Source organism: Streptococcus sp. 27098_8_91, assembly GCF_041432385.1.
GTDB lineage: Bacteria > Bacillota > Bacilli > Lactobacillales > Streptococcaceae > Streptococcus.
Genome location: NZ_JAPVZN010000016.1, coordinates 1 through 9869 on the forward strand (window position 1 = coordinate 1; position 9869 = coordinate 9869).

General features: G+C 39.9%; 11 protein-coding genes, 1 tRNA gene, 1 rRNA gene and 1 other RNA gene. 8 read left to right on the forward strand and 6 right to left on the reverse strand.

Features of this window, described 5'->3' with window-relative positions:
* Positions 1 to 435: 435 nt before the first annotated feature.
* The 6 genes from ssrA to O3611_RS09635 form a co-directional block, all read right to left on the reverse strand.
* Positions 436 to 783, reverse strand: a transfer-messenger RNA (tmRNA) gene (gene ssrA, locus O3611_RS09610).
* A 103-nt stretch (positions 784 to 886) separates the two neighbouring features.
* Positions 887 to 1468 (reverse strand): class I SAM-dependent methyltransferase, encoded by a 582-nt coding sequence (locus tag O3611_RS09615; RefSeq protein WP_248036027.1) that lies wholly within the window; start codon positions 1466 to 1468, stop codon positions 887 to 889.
* Positions 1469 to 1728: 260 nt separating this feature from the next.
* Positions 1729 to 2388, reverse strand: coding sequence for an amino acid ABC transporter permease (locus tag O3611_RS09620; protein ID WP_371608511.1), 660 nt, complete (start codon positions 2386 to 2388; stop codon positions 1729 to 1731).
* 9 nt (positions 2389 to 2397) lie between these two features.
* Positions 2398 to 3075 (reverse strand): amino acid ABC transporter permease, encoded by a 678-nt coding sequence (locus O3611_RS09625; protein ID WP_371608512.1) that lies wholly within the window; start codon positions 3073 to 3075, stop codon positions 2398 to 2400.
* A 12-nt stretch (positions 3076 to 3087) separates the two neighbouring features.
* Positions 3088 to 3882: a transporter substrate-binding domain-containing protein gene (locus O3611_RS09630; RefSeq protein ID WP_281335772.1), complete on the reverse strand. Its 795-nt coding sequence runs from the start codon at positions 3880 to 3882 to the stop codon at positions 3088 to 3090.
* A gap of 10 nt (positions 3883 to 3892) precedes the next feature.
* On the reverse strand, positions 3893 to 4651 hold the full coding sequence (locus O3611_RS09635) for an amino acid ABC transporter ATP-binding protein (RefSeq protein ID WP_281335773.1): 759 nt from the start codon (positions 4649 to 4651) through the stop codon (positions 3893 to 3895).
* Between the two features lie 177 nt (positions 4652 to 4828).
* Here O3611_RS09635 and recJ point away from each other — a divergent pair, with 177 nt between their 5' ends.
* From recJ to O3611_RS09675, 8 genes are all read left to right on the forward strand, one after another.
* Positions 4829 to 7054 (forward strand): single-stranded-DNA-specific exonuclease RecJ, encoded by a 2226-nt coding sequence (recJ, locus tag O3611_RS09640; protein ID WP_315640903.1) that lies wholly within the window; start codon positions 4829 to 4831, stop codon positions 7052 to 7054.
* Positions 7055 to 7362: 308 nt separating this feature from the next.
* The gene (locus O3611_RS09645) at positions 7363 to 7539 is read left to right on the forward strand and encodes a hypothetical protein (protein WP_248036022.1); all 177 of its coding nucleotides are present in this window, start codon (positions 7363 to 7365) and stop codon (positions 7537 to 7539) included.
* A 140-nt stretch (positions 7540 to 7679) separates the two neighbouring features.
* Positions 7680 to 7832: a 50S ribosomal protein L33 gene (rpmG, locus tag O3611_RS09650; protein WP_001809375.1), complete on the forward strand. Its 153-nt coding sequence runs from the start codon at positions 7680 to 7682 to the stop codon at positions 7830 to 7832.
* A gap of 9 nt (positions 7833 to 7841) precedes the next feature.
* A complete protein-coding gene (gene secE, locus O3611_RS09655) occupies positions 7842 to 8018 on the forward strand; it encodes a preprotein translocase subunit SecE (protein ID WP_001211016.1) in 177 nt (58 codons plus the stop codon).
* Between the two features lie 57 nt (positions 8019 to 8075).
* Positions 8076 to 8612, forward strand: a complete 537-nt coding sequence (gene nusG / locus O3611_RS09660; protein ID WP_045763385.1) for a transcription termination/antitermination protein NusG — start codon at positions 8076 to 8078, stop codon at positions 8610 to 8612.
* Between the two features lie 190 nt (positions 8613 to 8802).
* A complete protein-coding gene (locus tag O3611_RS09665; RefSeq protein WP_371608513.1) occupies positions 8803 to 9267 on the forward strand; it encodes a sigma-70 family RNA polymerase sigma factor in 465 nt (154 codons plus the stop codon).
* A 73-nt stretch (positions 9268 to 9340) separates the two neighbouring features.
* Positions 9341 to 9412 (forward strand) — tRNA-Glu (locus O3611_RS09670).
* A 241-nt stretch (positions 9413 to 9653) separates the two neighbouring features.
* Positions 9654 to 9869, forward strand: a 16S ribosomal RNA gene (locus tag O3611_RS09675); the annotation flags it as partial.

Sequence of the window (9869 nt, forward strand, 5' to 3'; positions counted from 1 at the left end):
GATGGATAATGATTAGGAGAAAGGGGAAATGTCAGTCTTACAGATCTTTAAAATGCTAAAAATTCAATTGAATAGCTGTTCAATGTATAGTTGATTGAAATAAGATGTGAACAAAGAGGTTAGGAAAGTCAAATTAATTTCTAAAAATGTTTTAGAATTTATATTGTACTACTCTAAGTTCAATCCACTATATATGCTATTTTTCCCATAGAAGAAAAGTTAATGTTGCCATCTTTCAAGTGTCTTGATGTAACATTGTAAACTTGTATGATGACAGAAAAAACGTTGATATCATCAACGTTTGAAACATAGGAACACCTCACAACTCTTCTTGCCTCTATTATACGACTTTACACAAAGAAAAGCCCTTGGAAACTTGACTTCCAAGGACTTTGTCTTCGTTCTAACGTTGAGAACATCAACGTTTTTTTAATATAATGGAGCCGGTGGGAGTCGAACCCACGTCCAAACACCTGCTAACATATTTGTCTACGACCATAGGTTATGTATTGTTTTAACAGCCCCTCGACACATAACTCAAGCCTAGGAACTGCGAGTCTATAAATCTCTTATCAAACTGCTAGACAAAGCCTGATCGTATCTCGCTAATAATAAGACCTGTCATCAGACACGAGCAATCCGAATCGGGTCACGCCTGCTGGTTTTTAGGCAGCTAGAGCGTAAGAAGTGTTATTTTTTGCAGTTATATTTAACTGGGCGTTTACGTCGCCACACGAGTCGCAAAATATGCCTCATAATGCCTGTCGAATCCGTAACGACCCCAAAAGACAATACAACTATTATACCTTATCTATTGGGAAAATGCAAAAACTGAGTAAAGATTAGCATTTGCTTTGTTTTTAGTGCTTGTCTGATACTCTAAGGGCTAAATATTTTTGCTACTTGTAAGAAATAATTGGGAAGGTTTATGGAGAAAGAGATGGTCTGAGCTGTAGAGTATTTGACTTGTTATTTCCGAGAAACCTTGTTGGCTGAGGCTTTCTTCAAGTTCAGAAATGATAAAACCGTGTGTCTCTCCAGCTGGTAGAGTAAAATCAGCAATAAAGAGTTGTCCGCCATGAGTCAAATGTTCCTTGAACATAGATAGACTGTCATCAAGATTAGGCATATGATGAAGAACTCGACTGACGATAATAAGGTCGAACTCTTCTTCAAGTGGTTCAAGTAATAAATCCTGTTGAATCAAGTATAGGTTTGCAAGTTTTTGACTGTCAATCTTGAGACGAGCTTGCGCAAGCATCTTGTCCGCAATATCAACCAAGGTCACTGATTTAGCTTGTTTGGCAAGAGGAAGGGCGATAAGGCCAGTTCCACCTCCAAAGTCTAGGATTGATTTGTTTGACAAATCAGGCACTTGTTTTATTAGATGCTGGCAAACAAGATCGGCCAGAAATTGATTTTTTGGAGAATCAAATGATTCTGCTCGATGATTAAAATGATGTTCCATATTTCTAGTCTAGCATAGAGTTTGTCAGTTTAACATTTCCTAGCTTATTTTTTAGTAAAGAAATAAGCAAAAAGATTTCTCTCAAAAGGCGGTGGGACAGAAATCGATAGACAAAGTCTCGATTTCGTAGTCCCAGCCCCGCGAGGATGATTAGGAGCATTTTGGAGTCTAAAAGACGAACAAAAAGTTCAATCAGCTACCGCGTCAATGTTTGATTGTTAATAAAAAGTGAGGTCGGGATTTTTTGTCCCAACCTCTTGTTATTCTGCAGCTTGTTGCCAACGTTTTGCTAGAGCCCGTGAAAGGCTTGAAATAGCTAGGTTGAAGCTGAAGTAGATTAGGGCGATCAGGATATATAAGCTGAAAACCTGTTCGGATTCAAAGTATCGGCCCATAAGGATTTGACTGGCACCAAAAAGCTCTTGGAGGGCGATTACAGAGTATAGAAGACTTGTATCCTTAATCACTGTTACAAATTGAGAGATGATGGCAGGGAGCATCTTGCGAATGGCTTGCGGTAGGATGATGTGATAGAGGATTTGGCGATAGGAGAAACCTTGTGCCATTCCAGCCTCGTATTGTCCTTGATCCACTGCGTTAAGACCACCTCGGATAATTTCAGCAAGAGCTGCAGATGTAAAGAGAGTAAAGGCGGTGATTCCAGCTGGGGTAGATTTCATTTTAAAGACTAAAAAAATAGTAAAAATCCAGAGTAGATTAGGAACATTTCGGACAAATTCAATGTAGACACTAGCAAGGATTCGTAATAGGGTGTTTTTTCCATTACGCATGACAGCGAGGATGGTTCCAATTAGTGTTGAAAGCGTGATAGCAATCAAAGAGATATAGAGGGTTAGACCAAAACCTTTTAAAAGAAAGATGAGGTTGTCTAGACTGAGAACTTCAAGAATACTTTCCATAAAAACCTCCTAAAGTGAATAAGCATTTTTGTTAGCTTGCTCCATTTTTCGTCCAAATTGGGCTACAGGGAAGCAGAGGGCAAAGTAGAAGAAGGCAGCACCTAAAAATGCTGGGATGTAGTTGCCGTTGAGTGCGGACCAAGATTTGGTGACAAACATGAGATCAACTCCAGAAATGATGGCTACTGTCGAAGTATTCTTAATCAGGTTGACGACTTGGTTGGTTAAGGGAGGAAGAATGATGCGAAAAGCCTGCGGTAAGATAATCAGGCGCATTGCATTTGTGTAGGTGAATCCTTGAGAAAGAGCGGCTTCGAGTTGGCCTCTAGGGATAGATTGAATTCCTGACCGAATGACCTCGGCGATATAGGCACCGTGGTAGAGTCCGACGCAAAGAACGGCAGTCCAGTAGATAGGAATCATGATAGTATGGTTACTAATCAGGGGCAAGCCGTAAAATACAATAACGAACTGAACTAGGAGAGGGGTGTTTTGATAAAATTCGACAAAGATACGGGACAAGATCCGTAAACTGCTATGTTTGCTAGTGGATAATGTACCGAATAGGATGCCCAATAGCATGGCTAGGGTAAAAGAACCTAGAGCAATAGCTATAGTAAAGAGAAATCCGTTAAAAAATTGACCAAAATGTTGAAAATAAGCTGTCCAAGATGATAAATCTATCATGTAGCTACCTCCTTATTCTGCTGAGTGTTTGGAAGGTTTGAGATTGTAGCGACCGTATAACTCCTGCAAGGTCCCATCCTGACTCCATTTGACAACCAATTGATCTAGGTAGTCATTCAGTTGCGTGTTTGATTTTTTGGTTACAATACCATAGTCAGAAGGTTTGAAGCTATCGTCAAGTAGTTCAGTTCTTTTGCTGGTATACCCGGAAAGGATAGAACGGTCTACTGAGAAGGCATCAATCCGATGGGCGTGGAGGGAGGTGATCAATTCAGGATAAGAGCCGAGTTCGACAAATTTAAAGGATAGTCCTTTTTTATTACCTAGCTCTGTAATCAGCTTTTGGGTGATGGATCCTTGTGCGACTCCAATGGTTTTTCCGTTTAAATCTTCAATATCTTTAATCTTACCTGATTTATTTACCAAAAATCCACAGGCGTCTGTATAGTAAGGGCTGGTGAAGTTGTAGAGTTTTTTTCGTTCGTCAGTAATTGTGAAGGTGGCGATATCCATATCCACTTGTTCGTTGTCTAACAGAGGACCTCGAGTTTGAGCAGTAACTGGAACGTAGCGGACCTTGACCTTGAGTTGATCTGCAATCAGTTTGGCTAAATCTGTTTCAATACCTGAGAATTCTCCAGTTTTCGGGTTTTTATAGCCGAAATTAGGGACGTCTTGTTTGACGCCAACAACGATTTCTGCCTTTTTTTGGATATCTGAGATGCTGGTATCTGCTTGAACTGATGTCACAAATCCAATGCTTAAAAGACTGGTAACTACTGTTGCAAGAAAGAAATTCTTTTTCATAGGTGTCTCCTTATTTGACCTTATCACTTTCGTGGTTGATAATCTTGCTGAGAAATTGTTGGGCGCGTGGTTCACTTGGGTGATCAAAAAATGCATCCACATCTGTTGTATCGACCAGGACTTGCCCATCTGCCATAAAGATGATGCGATCAGCTACTTTACGAGCGAAGCCCATTTCGTGTGTGACGATGATCATATTCATGCCGTCGTGGGCTAGTTTTTTCATAACAGCTAGGACATCGCCGATTGTTTCGGGGTCGAGAGCTGAGGTTGGTTCGTCAAAGAGGAGGAGTTCAGGTTTCATAGCTAGACCTCTAGCGATAGCTACTCGTTGTTTTTGTCCGCCTGATAAGGTGGCTGGATAGGAATCTTTCTTATCCCACATATTTACAAATTCTAAATATTTTTGCGCAGTTTTTTGAGCCTCTTTGGGATCAATACCCAGTACTTTAATAGGTGCAAGAGTTACATTTTCTAACACAGTCTTATGTGGATAAAGATTAAAATGTTGGAAAACCATACCTACTTCCTTGCGGAGGGGGACCAAATCCTTTTGGCTAGCACCTGCCACTTGGTGTCCGTTTACCAGGAGACTTCCACTATCAATTGCCTCTAGACCATTGATAGTACGGATAAGGGTTGACTTTCCAGAACCAGATGGTCCAAGTAAAACAACAACTTGGCCTTTTTCAAAACGAAGGTTGATATTCTGGAGTGCGTGGTAGTCTCCGTAATACTTTTCAACAGCTTTAAATTCTACTAAAGTCATAATTCTTCTCCTTTGTGTTAGATTTTGTAACATCGATTCTACAACAAAAGCGTTTTCCTGTCAAATGATATTACAAAAAAATTAGTAAAATTTTGATAAAAGCAAAGCAGATAGAGAAAAACTGGAAATCATGTTATAATAAAACAATAGAATCGTAAGAAAGAGTGGATGATTTTTTTGATAATTCCTACTTATAATTGGCAATTTGCTCCGCAAGTTGAGGATGCGGATTTTACAAAGATAGCTAAGAAAGCTGGTTTGGGACCTGAAGTAGCTCGTTTGTTATTTGAACGAGGCATCAAGGATGAAACTAGTCTGAAAAAATTTTTAGAACCTTCTTTGGAGGATTTGCATGATCCCTACCTTTTAAATGATATGGAAAAGGCAGTGGAGCGGATTCGCCATGCTATTGAGCAAGGGGAACTGATTCTCATTTACGGGGACTACGATGCGGATGGGATGACTTCGGCTTCCATTGTCAAGGAAAGTTTAGAACAGTTAGGCGCTGAGTGCCTGGTTTATCTTCCCAATCGCTTTACGGATGGTTATGGTCCAAATGCCAGTGTCTACAAATATTTTATCGAACAGCAGGGTGTGTCTTTGATTGTGACGGTGGACAATGGTGTGGCGGGGCATGAGGCCATTGATTTGGCTCAGTCTATGGGAGTGGATGTCATTGTGACTGACCACCATTCTATGCCTGAGGTTTTACCAGATGCCTATGCTATTATCCATCCTGAACATCCAGGGGCGGACTATCCTTTCAAGCATTTGGCGGGTTGTGGTGTCGCATTTAAGTTGGCTTGTGCCCTTTTAGAAGAAGTGCAGGTTGAGTTGTTGGACTTGGTTGCCATCGGTACAATTGCCGATATGGTCAGCTTGACGGACGAAAATCGTATCATGGTCCAGTATGGTCTTGAGGTCTTGCGCAACACTCAACGAATGGGTCTACAAGAAATGTTTGAAATTGCTGGGATTTCGAGTAGTGATGTGACAGAAGAAACGGTCGGTTTTCAGTTGGCACCTCGTTTAAATGCCTTAGGGCGCTTGGATGATCCCAATCCAGCTATTGATTTGTTAACTGGATTTGACGATGAGGAAGTGCATGAAATCGCCCTTTTGATTCATCAAAAGAATGAAGAACGTAAGGAAATTGTTCAGTCCATTTACGATGAAGCCAAGGGCATGGTGGATCCTGATAAAAGTGTTCAAGTTTTGGCTAAGGAAGGCTGGAATCCGGGGGTTCTTGGAATTGTAGCTGGGCGCTTGCTTGAAGAACTAGGTCAGACAGTCATTGTACTGAATATCGAAGATGGACGAGCCAAGGGGAGTGCGCGAAGCATTGAAGCAGTCGATATCTTTGAAGCTTTGGACCCGCATCGGGAACTATTTATCGCCTTTGGTGGTCACGCAGGTGCTGCAGGTATGACCCTTGAAGTGGATAAGTTGGAAGTCTTATCTGATCTTTTGGAAGCCTATATTCGAGAAAAAGGTGCAGATGCCCAAGGTAAAAACAATCTATTTTTAGATGAAGAACTGGACTTAGAGATCTTGAGTTTGGAGACAGTGAAAAGTTTTGAACGCCTAGCTCCTTTTGGGATGGATAACCAAAAACCTGTCTTTTATATTCGAGATTTTCAAGTTGAAAATGCTCGCGTTATGGGGGTTGGTAATGCTCATCTCAAGCTGAAAATTTCCAAAGGTGAGGCTAGTTTTGAGGTGGTCGCTTTTGGTCAAGGGAAATGGGCGACTGAATTCTCACAGACCAAGCAATTGGAATTGGCGGTGACTCTCTCTGTCAATCAATGGAATGGACAAACAACCTTGCAGTTGATGATGGTTGATGCCCGTGTAGAAGGTGTCCAGCTCTTTAACATCCGTGGTAAGAATGCCCTGTTACCTGAAGGTGTACCTGTTTTGGACTTTACGCAAGAGTTACCTGATGTGGCCTCTTGTTCAGCTATTGTCGTTAAGAATATCCCTGAGGATATATCCCTCCTTAAGAAAATCTGTCAGGAGCAGGAGTTTTCAGCTCTTTACTTTAAAAATGATATCGCTAAGGCTTACTACTTGACGGGCTATGGCACAAGAGAGCAGTTTGCAAAATTGTATAAAACCATCTATCAGTTCCCAGAGTTCGATATTCGCTATAAACTCAAGGATTTGGCAGCCTATCTCAAGATTGAGCAAATCCTATTAGTCAAAATGATTCAGATATTTGAAGAGCTTGGCTTTGTGACCATTGAAAATGGAGTCATGAGGGTAAATAAAGAGGCTGAAAAGCGTGATATGGCTGAAAGTCAGATTTATCAAAAGCTAAAACAAACTGTTAAAGATCAGGAGATTATGGCGCTTGGAACAGTCCAGGAAATCTATGATTTCTTGATGGAAAAAAGTGAATAGAGATCGAAAGAGTTGGCTTGCTGACTCTTTTTGTTTGCTATCAAAAATCTCATCAATAAAAGGAATTTAGTGCTATAATGAGAGGAGTGAAGGACTGTTGAACATTGTTGAAGAAAGTTATACTCTTCGAAAATCTCTTCAAACCACGTCAGTGTCGCCTTACCGTATATGTGTTACTGACTTCGTCAGTTCTATCCACAACCTCAAAACGGTGTTTTGAGCAACCTGCGGCTAGCTTCCTAGTTTGCTCTTTGATTTTCATTGAGTATTAGTCTCAAAAGTACCAGAGAAGTTAGTCGGAGGAGAAAATGGAAAAAGAGAAGAAAAAGAAATTACTGGCAGAGTATAAGCAGCAACAGAAGAAAGAATTTGAAGCAAGTTTACCGATACCAAGGGAAATATTTTTAGACTTGTTTGATTTTTTAGATCAGGAGTTAGAGTCGCTGACTTGTTATGACGCTTTTCTTTTGAGAAATTATGTTTAAAAGTATTTTGGATAAATCCCTTGGTAAAACAAGTGGAAGTTACTTTGAAAAATTAGTTGAGAAATCACCTTAAAAAATCAAAAACGATTTAACTTGTCAAAGCAGAGGTTTATTGTTATAATAGGTAAGATGGAGGCGTTATGGCACTTAAAAAAGCAAGTCTAGCCTGTGCGGTTTGTGGTTCTAGAAACTATTCGATTAAGATTAGTGGCAATCCAAAACCAACACGCTTAGAAGTAAATAAATTTTGTAAACACTGTGGCAAGTATACCACACACCGAGAAACGAGATAGGAGAAAACGATGCGTTTTATTAAGGACATTTTTAAACTTCTTAAAGAAACAACTTGGCCGACTCGCAAGGAAAGTTGGTTAGATTTTAAATCTATCATGGAATACACTGCTTTCTTTGTAGTGATGATTTATATTTTTGACCAATTGATTGTTAGCGGATTGATTCGTTTTATTAATATTTTTTAAAATAAGGCAAGAAAAAGATCTAGTCGCTGAAATTCTTCAGTTAGGAAAGGAAAAAACATGGATAGTTTTGATAAAGGATGGTTTGTGCTACAAACTTATTCTGGCTACGAAAATAAAGTAAAAGAAAATCTATTGCAACGTGCACAAACATACAATATGCTAGAAAATATTCTACGTGTTGAAATTCCTACACAAACAGTGCAAGTAGAAAAAAATGGAAAGAAAAAAGAAATCGAAGAAAATCGCTTTCCAGGTTATGTTCTTGTAGAAATGGTTATGACCGATGAAGCTTGGTTTGTTGTACGTAACACACCAAACGTAACAGGATTTGTAGGCTCACACGGAAATAGATCAAAACCAACTCCACTTTTGGAACAAGAAATTCGCGATATTTTAGTTTCTATGGGTCAAACTGTCCAAGAATTTGATATTGATGTCGAAGTTGGTCAAACTGTTCGTATTATTGACGGAGCTTTCGCAGATTACACAGGTAAGATTACAGAAATTGATAACAATAAAGTTAAGATGATTATCTCAATGTTTGGTAATGATACAGTTGCAGAAGTAAATCTTAACCAGATTGCAGAACTTTAATCAAAAATATTATCAATATAAAATCACAAACAAAGACAACTGTAGAGACAACAGTTGTCTTTTTATCTCTCATCTGCCTTTCTCAATACTTACTGATACACCTTGGACTCAAAAAAACACAAGACAGAAACCAAAGCCCTTCTTCCCCCCTTTCTCTGCTATACTACAAGCAGAGAAAGGGGGGAAACAAATGCTTGAAAAGTATTATGCAAAGGTAAAAGGAATTGTTCATAAATGTAGAAAAGACTACTATCTTCACCTGTGGGAGAAAGAGGATTGGGACCAAGAAGGCATGATTTGTCTCTATGAACTCCTCGAGGTCCATCCAGAATTAGTGGAAGAGGAAAAGAAACTCTACGTCTACTTCAAAACAAAATTCCGCAACCGAATCCATGATAGCGTCAGAAAACAAGAGAGTCAAAAGCGTCGCCTAGACCGGATGGCCTACGAAGAAGTAGGGGAGATTAGCCATCGCCTACCAGAAGGAGGATTGTGGTTGGATGACTACTACGCCCTTCATGAATTGTTGGATACATATAGAAGAAAATTACAACAAGATAAACAAGAAACCTACGAACGCCTCTGGGCAGACGAACGATTTAAAGGCCGCAAAGCCCTTCTAAGAGAACTGAAGGAAGTAATTCAGGAGAAATGAAAAAAAGTTAAAAAAAGGTGTTGACAAAGTAAGAAAAGTCGGTATAATAGTAAGAGTTGAAAATAACAACTCCGGTCCGTTGGTCAAGGGGTTAAGACACCGCCTTTTCACGGCGGTAACACGGGTTCGAATCCCGTACGGACTATGGTATGTTACAGATGAAACACTAGATGAAAAAAATTAAAAAAAGTTTCAAAAAAGTGTTGACAAGCGAAGGCGGCTGTGATATACTAATATAGTTGTCACTTGAGAGAAGCGAGTGACAAAGACCTTTGAAAACTGAACAAGACGAACCAATGTGCAGGGCACTACAACTAAGGTTGTAGTACTGAACAATGAAAAAACAATAAATCTGTCAGTGACAGAAATGAGTGAGAACTCAAACTTTTAATGAGAGTTTGATCCTGGCTCAGGACGAACGCTGGCGGCGTGCCTAATACATGCAAGTAGAACGCTGAAGGAGGAGCTTGCTTCTCCGGATGAGTTGCGAACGGGTGAGTAACGCGTAGGTAACCTGCCTGGTAGCGGGGGATAACTATTGGAAACGATAGCTAATACCGCATAACAGTAGATATTGCATGATATCTGCTTGAAAGGTGCAA